Source organism: Comamonas thiooxydans, from assembly GCF_000964545.1.
Classification (GTDB): domain Bacteria; phylum Pseudomonadota; class Gammaproteobacteria; order Burkholderiales; family Burkholderiaceae_C; genus Comamonas; species Comamonas thiooxydans.
Window position 1 is genome coordinate 49,047 of record NZ_BBVD01000010.1, and the last position, 17,598, is coordinate 66,644.

Below are 17,598 nucleotides of genomic sequence, written 5' to 3' on the forward strand. Positions count from 1 at the left end.
ACTGGCAGAGCAGAAGCATCAAGCGATCCATGGACAAGCGCCTGGGGTTTACTTGCCCAGAATCTGATCGATCTTGTCCTTCTGGAATGCCTCGGGTCGTTCGGACTCACAGGGCACACAGTCCTTTACATGGCCTTGAATCGAGAGCTTCTCGATGGCGGCCCACAGCAGTGCAATCTGCTTTTCATGGCCGGCAGCGCCTTCGGACAGAGAGCGCATGGCCTGGGCCACGGGGTCGACTTCGGCCGTCACGCCATAGGCGGTGAAGCCGCTCTTGCCGCAATCCTCGTCAATCACGACAGCCGTTTGCGCCTTGGCCTCGACCTTGGGTGCCGACTCATGCTCGGTCACATCGGCGCTATGCCCGGTCTTGCTGGGAATGATGCGCGCCGGAATGCCCACGGCAGTCGCACCTGCAGGCACTGGCTTGATGACCACGGCATTGCTGCCTATCTTGGCACCATCGCCTACCTCGAAGCCGCCCAGCACCTTGGCGCCGGCACTGACCACCACGTTCTTGCCCAGCGTTGGGTGGCGCTTGGCCCCCTTGTAAAGCGAGGTACCGCCCAAGGTGACACCGTGATAGATGGTGCAGCCATCGCCCACCACGGCGGTTTCGCCGATCACGACACCCATGCCGTGATCGATGAAGACCTCGCGACCGATGACGGCACCGGGGTGGATTTCAATGCCGGTGAACCAGCGCCCCATGTGCGAGATGAAGCGTCCCAGCCATTTGAAGCCATGCGTCCAGCACCAGTGCGCAGGACGCTGCAGCCAGATGGCGTGCAGCCCCGGATAACAGGTGATGACCTCCCAGGTGCTGCGGGCCGCGGGGTCGCGGTCAAGAATGCACTGGATGTCGGAGCGCAGGCGATCAAGCATCAAATAACAACGTGAGGAATGTTTAGCTTGTGAAGTCTAGCGGGTTGGTGGCTGGCTCTGCAGCATGGCTTTGGCAACACCGCGAAGAATATGGATTTCTTCCTGGGTCAGCTGCGCGCGGTTGAAAAGCTGGTTAAGCCTGGGCATGAGCTTCTTGGGTGCTGCCGGGTCCAGAAAGCCGATATGGGCCAGGGCCTGTTCCCAGTGGCCCAGCATACCCTGCACCTGGGCCATGTCGGCGCGATGCGCCTCAGGCGTGTGCTCCACCACGGGAAAACCACCCAGTGCCACGCGCCAGTCATAGGCAACGACCTGAATGGCCGAGCCCAGATTGAGCGAACCGAACTGCGGATTGGACGGAATCGACAGCGCCACATCACAGCGATAGACATCGTCGTTGCTCATGCCAAAGCGCTCGCAACCGAACAGAAATGCCACGCCCTTCTGGTTGCAGGCCGCACCGGATGTGGGCAGGTTATCGGTCAGACCTGCGTCTACTTCAGACACAGAGCGCACATCGAGCTCTCCTTTCAGGAGCAACTCGAAATGCTCGCGCGGAGTGCGTGTAGGCGGGCCGAAGTCGCGTGGCGTCATTGCCGTCGCGCACATATGGCTGATGCCGTCCAGGGCTTCCTCCAGGGTGTCGACCACGCGGGCCTTGTCCAGCACATCCAGTGCGCCACTGGCACGCTGAATGGTTTCTTCCTTGCGCAGCACGTTCTTGTAGCGTGGGCGCACCAGCACCAGGTCGTCGAAGCCCATGGTCTTGAGCGCTCGGGCAGCCGCGCCCACATTGCCGGCATGGCTGGTTTCAATCAGTACGAATCGGGTTTTCATCAACGCAGAACAATGCAAAAGGCCCCACTTGTGGCCTTGATAAGACAGCAGACTACGCGGCCAGCTCTCTCTCTGACATCCGCAAGCGCCGCAGAGAAGACCCTCGGGTCGCCGGGACGAACAAGCAAAAAACGCGCAGCCTGGGTAGAATTGCGCCCATTGTCGCCGCCCCGCATCGCCGGTCGCGGCTTTTACGTTCTTACCCGCGTAGTTCAGCCCAGTTTTGCTCCGGGCTGCATCGCCAACGCACTCACAATTTATGTCGAACTCCCTGCACCCCATGCTCAACGTGGCCATCAAGGCTGCTCGCGCCGCTGGCGCCCTCATCAACCGTGCCGCACTGGATGTGGAATCGGTGCGCGTTGCGCAAAAGCAGGTGAACGACTTTGTGACCGAGGTAGACCAGGCGGCCGAGCGCATCATCATCGAGACGCTGCTCAACGCCTACCCCCAGCATTCCATCCTGGCCGAAGAATCGGGCAGCGAGCATGGTGCCAAGAACTCCGACCATGTCTGGATCATCGATCCCCTGGACGGCACCACCAACTTCATCCACGGCTTCCCCGTGTACTGCGTGAGCATCGCCCTGGCCTACAAGGGCAAGATCGAGCACGCCGTGATCTATGACCCCAGCCGCAACGACCTGTTCACGGCCACCAAGGGTCGCGGAGCCTATCTGAACGAGCGCCGCATCCGCGTCTCCAAGCGCACCCAGCTGCGTGATTGCCTGATCTCCACGGGCTTCCCCTTCCGCCGTGGCGACAACTTCAAGCAATACATGCTGATGCTGGGCGAAGTCATGCAGCGCACCGCCGGCGTGCGTCGCCCCGGCTCCGCAGCCCTGGATCTGGCCTATGTGGCTGCCGGCTTTGCCGACGGTTTCTTTGAGTCCGGCCTGTCCATCTGGGACGTGGCTGCCGGTTCTCTGCTGGTCAGCGAAGCCGGTGGTCTGGTGGGCAACTTCACGGGTGAAGCCGACTTCCTGGAACAACGCGAAATCCTGGCCGCCAACCCACGCATCTATGGTTCGCTGATTCCCGTGCTGGGCAAGTTCAGCAAGTTCGCCACCGCTGGCGAAAAAGCGGCCGTGCGTCAGGCTGTCAAGACTGGCGAATTCGAAGCCCCCGCCGAGGAAGACACCGAAGCTGTGGCCGAAGAAGGCCAGAAGAACGCAGAATAAAAAAGGCGGTCGCCCCACGACTGCGGAAAGGGCCTGGTCCGGTGGACCGGGCCCTTTTTTTATGTCGCCAGAGGCCGCCACCAGGCAATAGACGCTCCTTGGGGGCAGCGTCCACAAGCAATGGACAAGCGTCGGAGGTGTATTTCTCTCCACAGAATCCACAAACTCCCGGTCCAGAATCTGTCCGACGATAAATGGGCAGAACAATATGATGGACTTCTTCAGCCAGCACTGGGCGCTGGCCATTGACTGGGTATCCATGCATGCGGTGACTCCCGTGGTCAACGCACTCCATATTGCCGAGGCAGCGGGCGATCCGCGCGAGATAGCCGCTGGCATCCTGATCGCGCTGCTGCAGCTGTTTCTGATCGGTTGTGTGATGCGGCCGCTGGAGAGTCTGCTTCCCGCCGAACGCTGGGCCGACCGCCGCCACACCACGGTGGACCGCAACTACACCCTGCTCATGCTGCTGGGCCTGTTTCCGCTGTTCAGCTTTTTGATCCTCATGCCGGTCGCCCATATGCTGGGCGGCGGGCCAGCCACCGAGGTGGCCAGCGGCCTCAAGGCCTGGCTGCCCTGGTTTGAAGGCCACCCCTATATATTGTTTGCCGTGTACTACGTCGTCTACGACTTGACGTATTACTGGATGCACCGCGCCCAGCACGTCATTCCCTGGTGGTGGGCCATGCACAGCATGCACCACAGCCAGCGCCAGATGAGCTGCTGGAGCAACGACCGCAGCAACTATCTGGACGGCATGCTGCAAAGCTTTGTGCTGGCCAGCGTAGGTCTGGCCATGGGTGTGGAGCCATCCGAGTTCGCCATGCTGGGTCTGCTCAGCGAACTGGTGCAGAACTTCTCCCATGCCAATGTAGCGCTGCGTCTGGGCTGGCTGGGCCAAATGGGCGAGCGCCTGCTGGTCGGCCCACGCTTTCACCGCAACCACCATATGCTGCGCGATGCCGAGCGCCCCGAGCGCCACAACTGCAACTTCGGCCAGGTTCTGCCCTGGTGGGATCAGTTGTTCGGCACCGCCCTCTATCACGACGAGGAACTACGCCCCACGGGCGTGAGTGACCCCGAGGTCGATGCCGACAACGAGCGCGGCCTGATCGCCATGCAGTGGTACACCTTGAAGCGCTTCTGGGGAGCCTTCAGTTGCCGCGCGGGCTGGAGGCTGGGCGATGTGTCCTTCGGCCCGGGCTACCGCCCCATTCATGACGACGATCAAGGCTCTGGCTCTCAATCCGAGCAAGGCGTGCAGACGGCCTCTGCCAAATAGCCAAAAAACAGCCATGCCCCCTGCTATTGGGCATCACGGATAATGCAGCATTCGGCGCCCGCCCAGCACCGGCGCGGCGCCCCCTGTTTTGCATACCGCTGAAGCGATGACCCAGACAAGCACAGAATCCCCGTCGCTGCCCTACTCCCCAGACATGACTGACCTCTCGGCGCATACGCCGATGATGCATTGGTTTTAATACCTCTGATAAATTTCAGATTACCGAAAAACCTACGCCTAAACCTACGCCAAACAAACCTCCCACTCAGGAGGTTTTTTTATGTCGGGTTCTTCTCACGCAGCCAATAGATGCGACGTAAAAGTGGATTCATAGAGTTTGATTTCAATCAATCGATATACTGTATGCATGTACAGTCATCGACTTTTGAGCGGCATGCCCGTCCAACTCACTGCCTCCCCAGTTGCTTTGCCTCTGGCAGATTGCAGCGTGCGCGCAGGCTTTCCCTCTCCAGCCGAGGACTTCTCCGGCAAACGGCTGGACATTGCCGAGCTGCTGGTTGAGCACCCGCAGGCCACATTCCTGCTGCGCGTGGCCGGTCCATCCATGCGTGAGTACGGCATCGATGACGGCGACCTCATCGTGGTGGATCGGGCGCTGCGCGCTCGCCATGGCAGCATCGTCGTGGCCGTTCTTGACAATGACTTCACTGTCAAAGTCTTGTACAACGCTGGCGGCAATTTCAGGCTCCGAGCCGGCAACCCCACCTACCCCGACATCGTCCCCAAAGAAAACCAAGAGCTGGAGATCTGGGGCGTGGTCAAGTCCTGCATCAAACGCTTTGCATGAGCATGTATGTTCGCGCTCATCGACGGCAACAACTTCTACGTCAGCTGCGAGCGAGCTTTCAGGCCTGCCCTTGAGGGCATCCCTGTCGTCGTCCTAAGCAATAACGACGGCTGCGCCATCTCACGCTCCGACGAGGCCAAAGCCTTGGGCGTGAAGATGGGACAGCCGTTTTTTCAATTGCGCGACCTGGTCGAGCACAAGGGGCTTGTCTGCCTCTCACCAAACTTTGAGCTGTACGGCGACATGAGCGACCGCATGATGTCGCTGGCTGCCGGCCTGGGCCCCACCCAAGAGATCTACAGCATTGACGAGTCATTCATCGGGGATCTGGACGGCGTGCGGGATCTCACGCGCCGCGCCTTGGCCATTCGCGCACGCATTCTGAAATGGACGGGCATCCCCACTTGTGTGGGCCTAGCTCCCACCAAGACCCTGGCCAAGCTCTGCAACCATGTCGCCAAAGACTCGGAGCGCAAGCCCGGCAGCTATCCCGCCGAGCTGCAGCGGGTCTGCAACTGGGCCGAGCTGTCCGAACAGCAACGCACCGACATTCTCGGCCGCACCGCCGCCGGCGAGGTCTGGGGCGTAGGCCGGCGCATCTCTGCCCAGCTGGCCGAGCAGGGCGTGCTGACTGCGCTTGACCTGGCAAGGCTGCCCGCCCATGCCGCGCGCGATGGCTGGAGCGTGGTGCTCGAGCGCACCGTGCGCGAGCTGCAAGGCGTGAGCTGCATGAGCTTGGAGACGGCCCCTGCCGCCAAAAAGCAGATTGCATGCACCCGCAGCTTCGGCCACCCCATCACAACCCTGCCCCCATTGATTGAAGCCGTGAGCGAATTTGCAACCAGGGCTGCAGAAAAGCTGCGCGCTGGCGGTTTGCGCGCCGGTGCCCTGCATGTTTTCGCGCACACGTCGCCATTTAGGCCCGGCCGCAGGTTCTACGAAACGGCCGTAGTTCAACTTCAGCCGCCCTCATCCGATACCAAGGCGCTTGTGAATGCAGCCGTTCGCGGCTTGCGGTCGATCTACCAGCCTGGCTATCAGCTCTCCAAGGCCGGCGTGATGCTGCAGGATCTGTGCCCGGCAACCGTTCAACAGGGCGACCTGCTTTTCGAGGAACCTGGCCGCGACCAAAGCAAGCTGATGGAGGCCATGGACAAGGTCAACAAGCGCTTCGGCAAGGGCACGGTGCATGTCGCAAGCACCGGCGTGCCCGAGCAGGATGAGAGCGGATGGCGCATGCGCCAAGAGCGCCGGACGCCACGCTATACAACTAAACTTCAAGAAATTCCTATCGCACGCGCATAGTGACAAAGCTGTTCTGTAGGCATCTCGTTAAACACAAAAGGATCTTTATGAAACAACTTACCGCGTTAGAAGAAATTCTTCTCAGATTTGCAGGCGTAAAATCGATCACAGAGTCGACAATAAGAACGTTTAAACGACATATTCATAATGAAGAGTCGCGCTTTGTAATTGGCAACTATCTTTTGGTTAATGCGAGATCATTCATCGAAGTTTTTGATGCGTTCAAGAAGCTACCGCGAACAGCTGAAATCGATTTAGCAATTATTGCAAACGAACCATTTGCACAAAAAATACAGAGCTGGAACGGCCTACGCGATCTCAGAAACCAAGTTTTAGCTCATGGCTTTGATGACAGGAAAAACGATACCATTGCAAATATAGAGCGCTTTTACAGCTCCGACACTGTCCCTACAACGGACTGGGAAATAATAATAATGGGAGAGTGTGCTGCATTTGCATGCGGCTGTATTATGACAAGTTTTGATGCTGAACTTAGATCAGCACAATCAAAGCTAAACGAATTTGAGCCGAAGACAAATGGGGCCAAGAGCAAAGAAGAATATATTTCTGAAATGCAGAGACTTGTTAAAGAGCACTTATCGATCGATAGAAGAAACGCAGAAAATTTGGAAACTGCCTTGAGAGTCCATGTTATTCAATGGGCTGAAAACTTGATGACCAAATAAAAAAACCTCCCCGATGCCTAAGCACCGGGGAGGTTTTCATACTTAGATGCCTACTTTTAGCGGTCGCCTGCAGTTAGCCAGGGCCGCCCGCAACTCGGTTTCATAACCCTCGCGCCGCTCAAGTTCAGCACCGGCAGCCTGGACGTACAGGTCCACGTCCGCACCAGCAGGCAGGTGCTCCGTAGGCATATTGGGCCGCTCAGGCTCGGGCTCATCGCAAGGCACCGGCACAGGGACCTTGACCTGCTGAATCTCAACCCTCGCTGGCGGCGCAGCACCGCAACCAGCCAGGAGGACAGCGGCCGCCAGCGCAGCCGAGAGTAGGGGTAGACGGCGCATTACTGACCTCCTGCAGACTTTCGGGACGCCAGCAGCTCAGCCACTCGGGCCTGTGCGCTTACGCATGCGTCACCAGGCACTGCGGCCGCCGTGCTCAGGATCTTGTCCGCGCGGGCCTTGTGTCCAGCTGCGACCGCAGCCGCCTGTGCACGGGCCTGGTCGCGCTCGCTCTTGAGACCTTCACCGGCCAGCAGCAATGCATCGACCGCCTTTGTGCACACGTCTGCACTCTCGCGCGCCAAAGATTCCTTCTCGGCCGCATGCTCGGCATCGGATCTGGCCAAGGTTGCTGCATCACGCTTTTGCAGGTAGGCCCAACCTTGTGCTAGGTTGACCCCAAGGCTGACCAGCAGCGCCAATGTCAACTGCCGCATCATGCGAAGTCCCAACTGGCGGACGCTTCGGCCTGAGCATGGTTGCGTGCCCACTTGGCCCGCAGATCAGAGCGCTGCTGTGCGCTGCCGCGCGCCCAGGCCCCGGGGCGCCATGTACGCAGATAGAGTTGCCAAGCCCCCTCCTCATCCTCCACAGCGGGCAAGCGCTGTGGATCTGTAAACATCAGCAGGCGAGCCACCGCAGCGGCTAGTACATCGTCCGTCTCCAAGCGCTCCCAGATGGCGCGCGGCTCGAATGCCACGCCTCGTGCGGCACAAACAATGCTCAGCCAATAGCGGCTGGCTTCGTGCAGATACACGCCCCACACGCCGCCGCGACTCGCCTGAGTACCCAGCTCAAACTGCCAGAAACCACGTGCTGGTCCCTTCACGCCAGGCCGCCCCTGCACGACCTGGTAGCGATGCTCAAGGCGGCTCTCCTGCAGGCCGGTGGCCAACAGCATCACGTGCGCCTGCGGCGTGTGCATGGCTGCGGGTAGCAGCTCCATAGCGGGTTTGATGGCAGTAACGATGATCGATCCGATAGTCATAGGTCAACCCTCCTTAAAACGGGTGCGAATGATGAGAAAGGTGAAGCCCGCGATAACGCAGACATCGGCAAGGGTTGGTGGCGTGGGTCGCAGCCATGGCGCCACCAGGGCGCCGGCACCGCCCAGGGCGAGCAGCGCCCAGGCGATGGCCTTGAGCCAGGCCACCAGGCGAGTGCGAGGAGCAAGCCCAGGCATGCATGGGGCCGTGCGCTCCAGCTTGTTAAGCGCCTCGGCCACAACGACCAGGCCGCAGAGCCAGTGCAGCACGCTGAGCAAAGTAATCACGGGATAGAACATGGTCAGCCCCCTTCCGCTTGGCCCTGCTTGGGCAGGTACTTGCCAATGAACGACCGCAGAAAGCTCTGCGCGCCAGCCCCGACAATGCAAGCCATCGACAGCAGGACGGACTCAGGCACGTTGGCCACAAGTAGCACCAGCGGCGTGAGGTAACCCGCCGTCAGGGAACTGGCTCCAGCCACGGCCATGCGGCGAAAAGCCAAGCGCACCATGTCCCTCAAGGTGTCGTTGCTGCCTGGCACTGTGTTCAGCAAAATGATTGCGATCAGGCTGCCCAGAAAGCCGGCGAGCAGTACGTCAGCACGTAGCCCAAGCGGCACCCCAAAAGCCGTGAGCGCTTGTGTGGAGACGGCGGCGCCGATGATGGTCACTGCCGTCGCGGTCGATGAAGGTTCTGCCATCTGTTGCCCTCCCTCGGGCAGAAAAAAAGCCCGCACAGGGCGGGCTTGGTGGGTTTGAATCGCTGTCAACGCGGCTGCATCGCGGCCACAATTTCTTCTTTGCGCTCTGGTGTCAGCAAGCCTTTGCTGACCAGCAATGACAGTCCTTGCTGTGTCTCGGGATCCGCATAGGTCAAATAAGCAGCGGCGAGCAGACGGTCGTACATCAGCTTGACCAATGCGTCAGTCATCGTGGCCTGCACGACCGCAAGTTGCTCTGCCCTTGTGAAGTGGTCTAGTTTGGCGTTGCCGACAAACACAGGGAATGCTGGGGGCGCAGGATCATCGCTACCAGCAAAGGTGCGCGTAGGGGTTGCGGGAGCCGATATCTCGAACTGCTGCAATTCGGCTACACGCTCGGACAAATTGATATGCCATCCAGGAACGGGCGCCATCTCATGAACACTGCCATCTGGCGTTTCAACAGTGTTGCATGTCGGACATTGAACAGCACCAACTACATCAACAGCTGCAAGACCGATATAAGCGGGTAGTAAGCCATCCACGATCCAGGGCGCAAGGGCCAAGCGTGCAGCCGTCTCATCTGCGAACTTCAGATAGACCATCATGCTGTAAGCCTCCTCAGTTGGGCATCGGTCAATGCACGGTTATAGAGAACGACGCGGCGCAAATGTCCGTCAAACGGATCAAGCGGACTGGTTAATCGGTAAGACCCAAACGTCATCTCTGGCGTAGCCCCGAAAGCTGCACCGGAGCGCGCGCGCGAGACCACAGCACCACCACCCAGACATGCTGCCAGTCCACTGCGCGAGACCGACATGGCTACCGCAATCTCTTCCGCTGTAGATGGAGATGGGAATACCAAGTCCATGGTTGCGGCTTCTGACAAGCGGTGACTCAGGAAGATTGCCCCTGACTGCGACCGCATAACGCGCATGCGGTTGGTATCAGAGGAATAGAGCGATATGCCGAGGGTTTGTTGCCCAGAGGACGGCAAATTGCGCGATGGCCTGATCTCCTGCAACACGGTGAACTCTGCTCCAAGCTGTAGCGCCTGTGGAGTGAGCGATATAGCTTCGGCTGCACGGGTCGCAGCAGTAGTCGTCGTAGGAATGAAGGATGTCGGGTAAGAGCCATCCTCTACCTGCGGATATCCATAGTAGGTGTACCCGACAGAGACGCCCACCTCAGAGCCAGCATACACACGGAAGGCCGCAGCCCCGCCAGGAGACGTGAAAGTCATCCAAACCCGATAACCTACAGAAGTTGGTCGAGCTCCGATTGACAGAATTGGCACCAGAGTAGCGTTAGCGCCAATGCTCACTGTACCTGTGACAAAGTCTATTTGAACCCATGAAAAATCAGCGCCAAAAGTGACTCCGAACCGGGCTTTGTCACGATCTCCACGAGCACACTCCACTGACGCAGTAACCACACCAGCAGGGATATCCAGAGACTGTATCCAGCCAGAGGAAGAAACTAGACCGGAGGTAGCAACCCGCCAAGGCAAAGGAGCATCCGCCGGTGCAAGCGTGCATTCATGGCCTGAGCTCCCCGTCCAATTCGGTGAGCTGGACATATCTGTCGAACGGAGCAAGCGGTTGGTACGAGCAGCCTCGACACGCATACCAACGCATCGGCCGGTGGCAGGATCATGATCAATCCGCGGCACATTGTTGGCAACAGTACGCAAGCGACCATCTGAGCCAAAGCATGTTGCGGCACTGGCTCGCAGGCATTGGACCAAGGGATGCACACGGCCGCTATTGGCAAAGTCGATTAAAAGACTAGGGCGCAAATCAGGATAGTTCTCAACAATGCTCATGTCCAAGCCTCCGTACGGGTACGGACTACGCCGTCAAACCCGTGAAATTTGATCGTCGTGGTGCTGTCGCTGACCCACTCACGCCAGATGTCGCCTGGCTTACTATCAAGCGGGTGACGACGAACAACCGTCACGCCGACCACATCCATGAATGCCAATGCCCCCAACTGTTGACCTATTGGCACCTGGTTGGGAGCTACACCTACAGGCATATTCATCACCTCGATCCAATTGGCTTTATCCGCGCTTGGATCTAAAGTGGACCTTCCCGCGACCATGCGCCGGTAGATCAAGCCCGTAACCGGACTCCATGCCAAGTTGCCTGCCCCATAGCTCGACGCAGGATCGAACCTCGCAGCCGCAGCTGCGGCAGCAGCCAGGTCAGAGGCATTCTTAGAGCTGGCTGCAGATGCAGCAGCTGCTTCACGAGAGCCCGCAGCCAAGGCCGCTGCCTGGTTGTTTTCCGCAGCCTGCTGGTTTGCAGCCTCCGAAAATAAAACCAGAGCCAACAGAAAGGCATCGGCTCTCGGGTCAAAGTTTGCAGGGTCCGTTGACTGCGGCGGTGGCGGTAGTTGTGGAATCAGCGTCATGTGAGACTTTCAATTTCAAGCGAACACAGGTTCGTCGTCGTATAGGCCACCTCCAGGGAAAAATCCCGGTAGAAGCCATAGATCGTCATGGGGCTGTAGCGCTCCACGTCAGGCACCCCAAGCCATACGCAGGGCGTTGCGCGCACCTTCTCCAGCTCGCGCTGCACCGCTGGATAGCGTTCACCAGGCTGCTCCAGGACCACCGACATGCGGCGGCTGAAGCGGCCCGGCTCAAAGCTCTGCACACCTTCTGCGCTGGTGGCCTTCTTGCTGTAGTCAACGATTGAAGTGTTGGCACCCAGCTTGGCGTTGCCCAGGTCAAACTGGTTGCCCACGACAATGGCGGCACAAGCGGCCGGCCCCTTGATGGTGATTTCCAGCCTGGAGCCAGTAGATGGCACCAGGCCGGTAAACACCGCATCGGGGATCTGCTCGCTGGTGCGGTAGAAATACCCGTACCAACTGGCAGGCGGTCGGACCAGTTCCTTATCGAAGGTCGCCAGCACAGTGTTGGCGACGCTGCGCTGGGTAATCTGCAGGCGCGAGCCGACCAGACCGAACAGCGCAACCGCATTGATACGGCCGGGAACCACCACCGTGGTAGTGAGATCTCCGGCCGTAGTGGTTGAGGTGCTGGGTTCCCCATCGAACATGGACCAACGGTTAGACGGCGCCGCCACCTTCCAGTACAGCGGCTCGGTCGGCGGGTACTTGTCCAGCGCAGGGGCCTGCACGCATTCGTAGGTCTTCCCATTGGCCGGCAAATACACCCGACTGTTCAACGCATAGCTGGTGTCGGCCGCATAGTCGGGGTCCGCAACCCCTGCACTACTGGCCGTCACCATGGCCGGCGTGAGCTTAGTTGGCCGAATCAGCAGCATCAGCAGCCTCCACCAGCACCGCAAGGTGCTCGTTTTCAACATTGCGCACAGGCATTCCCTCCACAGTGATGCGGTCTACGTTGCGCTGCAACCGACCTGTATTGACGGCGACGGCCTCCGTGGCGCCGCCCACCCTTTGCAGCAGACCCGTGACATCGCGCCGCAGCTGCTTCACCTCATCGACCAGCGGCCGCAGATCCACACCAGGGCTATGCACCAGTTGCGCGACCACGGGCGGCTGAGCCCCGGCCAGCAAGCGAGCGGTTTGCTCTGCGCTGTAGTACCGGGCCGCCCCGGTCACTTCCAGCTCACGGCCGCGCTCGCCCACGAGACGCAGGCCGCCGGCGTGCAAACCGCCCTCGGCAAATGCAGGAACCGCCTGTCCCCGCAACACCGCGATCACGGCCCGAAGCCCATCCCGCGTGGTGTCGGTGCCAGCCTTGATTGCCTCTACCATCAGTTGCTCGGTGCTTTTGGCACCAGCCTCCAGGGCGGCCAGCGTGCTGTCGATCTGGCCCAGCAGGCCCAGGCTTTCTTCCTGGTAGTTCTTGGGCGCCTCCTTATCCAGGCGATTGGCCACTGCCTCGGCGCGGGCCAGCATGGTTTGCACCAGGCTGCTGTATTCGGAGCTGGATAGCCCCGCCTCCTGCGCCTTCTGCAGCAGCGGATTGAGCAGCGAATTCAGTTCGTTGCCGTAGCCAGCCAGCGTCTCCCCGGAGGTGGACATGGCCATGCTGTAGGCGACGTTGAAACGCTCCTGCAAGTTGGCGAACTGAGCAGGCGTGTCCAGCATTCCGAAGCGCACATCGGCCACGGTTTGACGCAGGCCAGAGGCGCTGTCTCCCATGGTCTGGGCCAGTTGCGCCTGGCTTTGATACCAGGCCACCGTCTCTTCCCGCAGCTTGCTGAGGTTGGAGACGGCCTTGCCGCTGTCCATGCTGTACTTCTGCAGGGCCGCCACATAGTCCAGCTGCGCCTTTTGAGCGTTGCCGGTTGCGGCGGACTGCTGCGCACGGGCTGCAGCCAGGGCCTGCTCTGCCGTAGTGGCCTTGGTTGCCAGCGCTGCAGCCTGCTCTCGCAGACTTGCCGCCTTGGCCAGGTTGGCGCCCTCGGATGCCACCGCCTTGTTGTATGCCTCCATGTAGCTGAGATAGGTCTGGGTGCTTCCCAGATCGCCTCGCAGACCAGACGACCCCAAACGCGCCAGTTGATCTGCAAACGCCTGAATCTCAGACGTTGGCAGGTTCTGCATCTTGGCCAGCATGTTGGCCTGGGTATCGTTGTAGACAGCCAGCCCCGCCAAGCTTCCAGGCACAGACTCGCCCTTTACGCCATCCTGCACGTTGCCAAAGCGCAGATATGTAGCTACAAAGCTGCGCGCCGCGTTGCCGCGCTGCGCCTCCAGCTGGGCAGCCGAGTTGTACAGACCCGGCGAGCGGTTGGCGTTGTTGGCAACGGCCGCAGACCATTCGGCCTCGCGCTTCTTGACCAAGGTATCGGCCTTGGCAAGCGCCGCCTGTGCGGCCGCAATGCCGTTCTGATTAGGCAAGGCCACGGTTTGAGCCTTGATCTGCTCGCGGATCTGCGCCGGCGTCATGGCACGCGGCGCGATGATGCTGATGGCCGCCTCACGCACCGCCTCGCGCTCGCTGGCAATGTCTGCCAGGTTGCTGCGTATGCGGTTGGCGATGAGATCGAACACCCCCACCACCGTGGCAGAGAACGAGCGAACGTCCACCCCTTCCAGCGCCTTGGCGAGCCCGTCGATGTCCACCACCGTCCCCGAGGCCGAGGCCTGCATGTCCATGATCTCGGCACGCAAGCGCTGCACAGCGAGCTGCGCCGGGTCGAGTGCCGAGGTCACGGTCTGCACACGGTCCCCGAACACCAGCACACCGCTGGAGGAGTCCCCCAGGATCTTGTTGATGGTCGAGACACTGCCTGCAAACCGATCCGACTGCGTGACCACGGCCGCCATGGCGTCCTGCGCGATCTTCATGCCTGGCGCCACTGCCGCCGCCTTGGTGTAGGTGGCGATCAGATCGGCCGCAGCAGCGCGCGCCAGTTCGTCCAGCATGGTGGCCGTCTCATCGAACTGGGGCGCCATCTTGATCAGCGTGGCATAGGCCTCGCGGCCGCTGGCCGTGGTCAGATCCAGGCTGCCCACCAACTGGCGGAACTGCTCGCGCGACTGCGGCAGCGACAGGCCCAGGGCCTCCAGCTGCTTGCGCATGGCGTCGGTGCTCTGGTTCGCCCGCTCGGCCTGCGTGTAGTAGGCCTGGTAATAGGCCTCGCTGGCAGAGATATAGGCATCCAGGCCGCCGAAGCGGTCCACCAGGTCGCTGGCCATGTTCGCACCAGCCAGGCCCACGTCAAACAGCTTACCCCGTGTGACCTCCAGCGTGGTGTTGACCACGCCCAGGCTGCCAGTGAGGCGCTGCAGAGTTGCAGTGGCCGTCTCGCCTGCCTTGGTGTACTGCGCGGTGCCCAGCACCAGAGCCGCCATTTCATCGCCGGCCGCAGCCATCTCCTCCTGCAGCCGCGCTGCCACCTGGTCGCCAGACAACCCCTCGGTGGAGAAGCGGATCTTGCGGGTGTAGGTAGCGACGGCGTCTGCAGAGACGCCGAGCACCTTGGCCTGCTGGGTGATGCTGGTCTGCAGTGCTGCAAAGGTGGTCTGAATCTGGGCATTGCCCTCCATCGCGCCATAGTCGGTCCAATACTTGTTGGAGCCAAACCAGCCGCCCGACTTTTTGTAATCCGCATAGGTGCGAAGTTCGCCGCCCAGCTGACCGTCAATGCCCTCGCCGCGCTTGGAGACCTTGCCGCCGAAGATGGAGCCGCCCACCAGGTTGCCCAGCGTGGAACCAATAAATGCGCCAACTGGACCACCGAACCACGTGCCCACGGCCGTGCCGATGGCGCCGCCATAGTTGCCCTTGGTCAGATCCAGCAGCGCCTTGCCGTAGCCCAGAACATTGCCGGCCACGTTGATGGTGTCGGCCGCGCCTGCCAGCGCATCGGCAATCTTGTACGCGCCGTTGCCGATGGTGTCCGCGCCCATGCTGAAGAGCTTGCCGCCCCACTCATACATGGTGTTCGACAGGTAGCCGCCGAAGTCCGAGAAGATCGCAGACGACCCGCTGAGCAGGCTGCGCCCATTGCTGAGCAAGCCCATGGCATTGCTGCTGCTCTGCGCCGCATTCAGGCCCAGCATGGAAGTCACGCCGCCGGCGACCGGCTGCACGATGGCCTGAATGATCGGCTTGAACAGCAGCGTGCGCGCCAGGTTCTTGAGATAGTCACCAAAGCCGCGCCCGCCCGCCATCAGTTGATCTGACAGGCTTTGCGTGACCTGGTCAACGCCCACCTGCCACTCCTGCAGACTGGCCTCGGCCGCTGCTGCGCTGGCCTCGTGAGCCGACTTCAAGGAAGTGAGCGCCAGACGTTCACGCAGCAGCTCGATCTCCTGCTGCAGCGCGATCTGCTCCCGCGTCATGGTGCCCGTCAGCAGCGAGTTGCGCTCCAGCTCCGCAAGCGTTTGCTCCTTGGTCAGCAGCACCGCCTGTGCACGCAGGCGCAGCACTTCGCCCTGCTGGATGGCGTTGAGTCCAACCAGCTCCATTTCCTCGCGCAGGGCCTTGTTGCCGGCCACCAGCTCTTCCACGGTCTTGGCCTGGTCGCCCCACCACTGCTGCCGGTAAGCCCTCTCCTCCTCGGCCAGCTTGGCGAGCTTTTGCTGCGCCTCGATCTCCTCCTCCAGCGCTGCAAGGGTCTTGAGGCGAGTGTCCAGGCTGTCGCGCTGCACCTGGCTCAAACCAGCCAGCGAGCCCTTCAACTCCTGCTCATACTTGATACGCAGCTTGGCCGAGTCAGTGAGCTTTTCAGAGGTGGCCAGCTCCAGGCGCTGGCTGGCGATCTTTTCGTCCAGGCCCTTGGCCATGTTGTCATAGGCCGTCTGCAGCTGCTTGACGGACTGCGCAGCGCCCCTGGCCCCGGCATCCTGCTTGGCATAGGCCTCGCGGATCTTGGCCTCCATCTCGGGGGTGAAGGCAGCGCCCAGCTTGCTTTTCCATTCGGCAATCTCAATCGCGGCCTTCTGCGCGCTGCTGCCGTATTTCTTCAGATAGGTATCAGTCAGGCCCACCACGGTGGCCTGCTTGGCAGTCTCCTGAGTGGCGCCCTTGGTCTCCTGAGCCAGCGTGTTCGTGGAGCCAGACAAGCCCTTGAGCTGTTCTGAGGTGGCCGTCATCGAGGCCGATACCTGGTTCAGCTCAGAACGCACGGCGGCAAGGTGCCGCTTGTAGTTTTCGTTACTCGGCTCCGCTTCGCTCAGTTGGGTGAATAGGTCCGCCTGACTGAGCAGGTAGCGGCTGCGCGCCTGCAGCGTGTTGGCGCTCTGATTTGCCTTCGCCTGCGGATCTGCATTGCGAACGATATTCAGGAACGTGACCAGATTGGCCGCAGCGCGTACCGCAGCACCACCGACCCCGACCACCCAGCCAGTGAAGGTCTGGAATGCAGCGCGCGTACCTTCGGACTGCAGCGTGGTGTTGAGGTCTTCCACGCTCTGACGCAGAGCCGGCAGGCTGGCACTGTCCGCAGTCATCAGACTGTTGATGGTGTTGCCCACCGCAGTGAGTGCACCGCCCAAGGTATCGCGGGCCGCCTCAGCAGCACCGCCATAGGAGCTTTCCAGCTCTGCAAACACAATGGCCTGCGCATCGGCCAGGCGGCCGCTGTTTTCCAGCGCCTTGGCCATTTCGATCTGAGACTCAGTGAACTTGAAGCCCTGGCGCTGCAGTGACTGCATGCCCGTGCTGGGCTTGTCCAGCGCCTTGGCCACCGTCTCCATGGACTGGTTGAGGTTCATTTCCAGCCGGGTGCCCATGTCCATGGCTGCCCGGATGGCACGGGGAACCTGCTCGCCCGTGATATTCACATAGGCCAGCAGACGCGCCTGCGCCTGGTTGACCTCGCCCGCCGAATAGGTCGTGGCCTTCTCCATGGCGTCCGCCATGTCGTTGAGCCGGTCCTGGCTCCAGCCGGCAGCCTCGCCCGTGGACTTGAGCGCGGCCGCGAGCTGGGCCTGCTCTTTCTCTGCATTGATGGTTTCTTCGCGGACCTTGGCGGCCGCAGCCAGCAGCCCTGCCACAGAGATGATGCCGCCCACCGTGTTGGCGATGCTTTCCTTGACGGACTTGTAGCGGTCCTCCACGGCGCCCGCCATCTTATCGTAGGCGTCCTGCACATTCTTGGCGTTCTTCAGCGCGGCCTGCTCGTTCTTATCGAGGCCCTGCGTGAACTGCGCATACTCCAGCGCGAGCTTGACGACCAGCGAACCCAGTGCCGACATA

16 protein-coding genes are annotated in these 17,598 nt (G+C 60.8%); 5 read left to right on the top strand and 11 right to left on the bottom strand.

What is annotated here, in order from left to right; translation table 11 throughout:
• Window positions 1–48 precede the first annotated feature (48 nt).
• Both cysE and Cth01_RS16860 read right to left on the bottom strand, forming a co-directional pair.
• Entirely contained in the window at window positions 49–885 is an 837-nt protein-coding gene (cysE, locus tag Cth01_RS16855; RefSeq protein WP_012839329.1) for a serine O-acetyltransferase, read from the bottom strand.
• Between the two features lie 36 nt (window positions 886–921).
• On the bottom strand, window positions 922–1,722 hold the full coding sequence (locus tag Cth01_RS16860) for an RNA methyltransferase (protein ID WP_034352771.1): 801 nt from the start codon (window positions 1,720–1,722) through the stop codon (window positions 922–924).
• Between the two features lie 259 nt (window positions 1,723–1,981).
• Here Cth01_RS16860 and Cth01_RS16865 point away from each other — a divergent pair, with 259 nt between their 5' ends.
• The 5 genes from Cth01_RS16865 to Cth01_RS16885 all read left to right on the top strand — a co-directional run bounded on the left by Cth01_RS16865 (window position 1,982) and on the right by Cth01_RS16885 (window position 6,983).
• Window positions 1,982–2,902 (top strand): inositol monophosphatase family protein, encoded by a 921-nt coding sequence (locus Cth01_RS16865; RefSeq protein WP_034380124.1) that lies wholly within the window; start codon window positions 1,982–1,984, stop codon window positions 2,900–2,902.
• 208 nt (window positions 2,903–3,110) lie between these two features.
• Window positions 3,111–4,184 (top strand): sterol desaturase family protein, encoded by a 1,074-nt coding sequence (locus Cth01_RS16870; RefSeq protein WP_034380126.1) that lies wholly within the window; start codon window positions 3,111–3,113, stop codon window positions 4,182–4,184.
• Between the two features lie 394 nt (window positions 4,185–4,578).
• On the top strand, window positions 4,579–4,992 hold the full coding sequence (locus tag Cth01_RS16875) for a LexA family protein (protein ID WP_072248261.1): 414 nt from the start codon (window positions 4,579–4,581) through the stop codon (window positions 4,990–4,992).
• Between the two features lie 6 nt (window positions 4,993–4,998).
• Complete coding sequence (locus Cth01_RS16880) at window positions 4,999–6,297, top strand: Y-family DNA polymerase (protein WP_045839856.1); 1,299 nt, start codon at window positions 4,999–5,001, stop codon at window positions 6,295–6,297.
• Between the two features lie 47 nt (window positions 6,298–6,344).
• Window positions 6,345–6,983, top strand: a complete 639-nt coding sequence (locus Cth01_RS16885) for a hypothetical protein (protein WP_139032086.1) — start codon at window positions 6,345–6,347, stop codon at window positions 6,981–6,983.
• A gap of 338 nt (window positions 6,984–7,321) precedes the next feature.
• Here Cth01_RS16885 and Cth01_RS16890 read toward each other — a convergent pair whose 3' ends face one another.
• The 9 genes from Cth01_RS16890 to Cth01_RS16925 all read right to left on the bottom strand — a co-directional run bounded on the left by Cth01_RS16890 (window position 7,322) and on the right by Cth01_RS16925 (window position 17,597).
• A complete protein-coding gene (locus tag Cth01_RS16890) occupies window positions 7,322–7,606 on the bottom strand; it encodes a hypothetical protein (protein WP_156160281.1) in 285 nt (94 codons plus the stop codon).
• An 89-nt stretch (window positions 7,607–7,695) separates the two neighbouring features.
• Complete coding sequence (locus Cth01_RS16895; RefSeq protein ID WP_045839859.1) at window positions 7,696–8,247, bottom strand: hypothetical protein; 552 nt, start codon at window positions 8,245–8,247, stop codon at window positions 7,696–7,698.
• A 3-nt stretch (window positions 8,248–8,250) separates the two neighbouring features.
• Entirely contained in the window at window positions 8,251–8,544 is a 294-nt protein-coding gene (locus Cth01_RS16900; protein ID WP_045839860.1) for a hypothetical protein, read from the bottom strand.
• A gap of 2 nt (window positions 8,545–8,546) precedes the next feature.
• Window positions 8,547–8,945 (bottom strand): hypothetical protein, encoded by a 399-nt coding sequence (locus Cth01_RS16905; protein WP_045839861.1) that lies wholly within the window; start codon window positions 8,943–8,945, stop codon window positions 8,547–8,549.
• 65 nt (window positions 8,946–9,010) lie between these two features.
• Window positions 9,011–9,553, bottom strand: a complete 543-nt coding sequence (locus tag Cth01_RS16910; RefSeq protein ID WP_052703374.1) for a hypothetical protein — start codon at window positions 9,551–9,553, stop codon at window positions 9,011–9,013.
• The gene (locus tag Cth01_RS24550; protein ID WP_439709461.1) at window positions 9,550–10,770 is read right to left on the bottom strand and encodes a phage head spike fiber domain-containing protein; all 1,221 of its coding nucleotides are present in this window, start codon (window positions 10,768–10,770) and stop codon (window positions 9,550–9,552) included. Before Cth01_RS24550 ends, Cth01_RS16910 begins: the two co-directional genes overlap by 4 nt.
• On the bottom strand, window positions 10,767–11,360 hold the full coding sequence (locus Cth01_RS24185) for a hypothetical protein (protein ID WP_045839862.1): 594 nt from the start codon (window positions 11,358–11,360) through the stop codon (window positions 10,767–10,769). The genes Cth01_RS24550 and Cth01_RS24185 overlap by 4 nt, the downstream gene beginning before the upstream one ends.
• Window positions 11,357–12,241, bottom strand: coding sequence for a hypothetical protein (locus Cth01_RS16920; protein WP_045839863.1), 885 nt, complete (start codon window positions 12,239–12,241; stop codon window positions 11,357–11,359). The genes Cth01_RS24185 and Cth01_RS16920 overlap by 4 nt, the downstream gene beginning before the upstream one ends.
• Window positions 12,219–17,597, bottom strand: a complete 5,379-nt coding sequence (locus tag Cth01_RS16925) for a phage tail length tape measure family protein (RefSeq protein WP_045839864.1) — start codon at window positions 17,595–17,597, stop codon at window positions 12,219–12,221. Before Cth01_RS16925 ends, Cth01_RS16920 begins: the two co-directional genes overlap by 23 nt.
• Window position 17,598 lies beyond the last annotated feature (1 nt).

Bases quoted from the DNA above. Each gene is read 5' to 3' on its own strand.
- Cth01_RS16880 (WP_045839856.1), top strand. From the start codon at position 4,999: ATGTTCGCGCTCATCGACGGCAACAACTTCTACGTCAGCTGCGAGCGA.
- Cth01_RS16895 (WP_045839859.1), bottom strand. From the start codon at position 8,247: ATGACTATCGGATCGATCATCGTTACTGCCATCAAACCCGCTATGGAG.
- Cth01_RS16900 (WP_045839860.1), bottom strand. From the start codon at position 8,544: ATGTTCTATCCCGTGATTACTTTGCTCAGCGTGCTGCACTGGCTCTGC.
- Cth01_RS16910 (WP_052703374.1), bottom strand. From the start codon at position 9,553: ATGATGGTCTATCTGAAGTTCGCAGATGAGACGGCTGCACGCTTGGCC.
- Cth01_RS16870 (WP_034380126.1), top strand. From the start codon at position 3,111: ATGATGGACTTCTTCAGCCAGCACTGGGCGCTGGCCATTGACTGGGTA.
- Cth01_RS16925 (WP_045839864.1), bottom strand. From the start codon at position 17,597: ATGTCGGCACTGGGTTCGCTGGTCGTCAAGCTCGCGCTGGAGTATGCG.
- Cth01_RS16860 (WP_034352771.1), bottom strand. From the start codon at position 1,722: ATGAAAACCCGATTCGTACTGATTGAAACCAGCCATGCCGGCAATGTG.
- Cth01_RS16875 (WP_072248261.1), top strand. From the start codon at position 4,579: ATGCCCGTCCAACTCACTGCCTCCCCAGTTGCTTTGCCTCTGGCAGAT.
- cysE (WP_012839329.1), bottom strand. From the start codon at position 885: ATGCTTGATCGCCTGCGCTCCGACATCCAGTGCATTCTTGACCGCGAC.
- Cth01_RS16920 (WP_045839863.1), bottom strand. From the start codon at position 12,241: ATGCTGCTGATTCGGCCAACTAAGCTCACGCCGGCCATGGTGACGGCC.
- Cth01_RS16885 (WP_139032086.1), top strand. From the start codon at position 6,345: ATGAAACAACTTACCGCGTTAGAAGAAATTCTTCTCAGATTTGCAGGC.
- Cth01_RS24550 (WP_439709461.1), bottom strand. From the start codon at position 10,770: ATGAGCATTGTTGAGAACTATCCTGATTTGCGCCCTAGTCTTTTAATC.
- Cth01_RS16865 (WP_034380124.1), top strand. From the start codon at position 1,982: ATGTCGAACTCCCTGCACCCCATGCTCAACGTGGCCATCAAGGCTGCT.
- Cth01_RS16905 (WP_045839861.1), bottom strand. From the start codon at position 8,945: ATGGCAGAACCTTCATCGACCGCGACGGCAGTGACCATCATCGGCGCC.
- Cth01_RS24185 (WP_045839862.1), bottom strand. From the start codon at position 11,360: ATGACGCTGATTCCACAACTACCGCCACCGCCGCAGTCAACGGACCCT.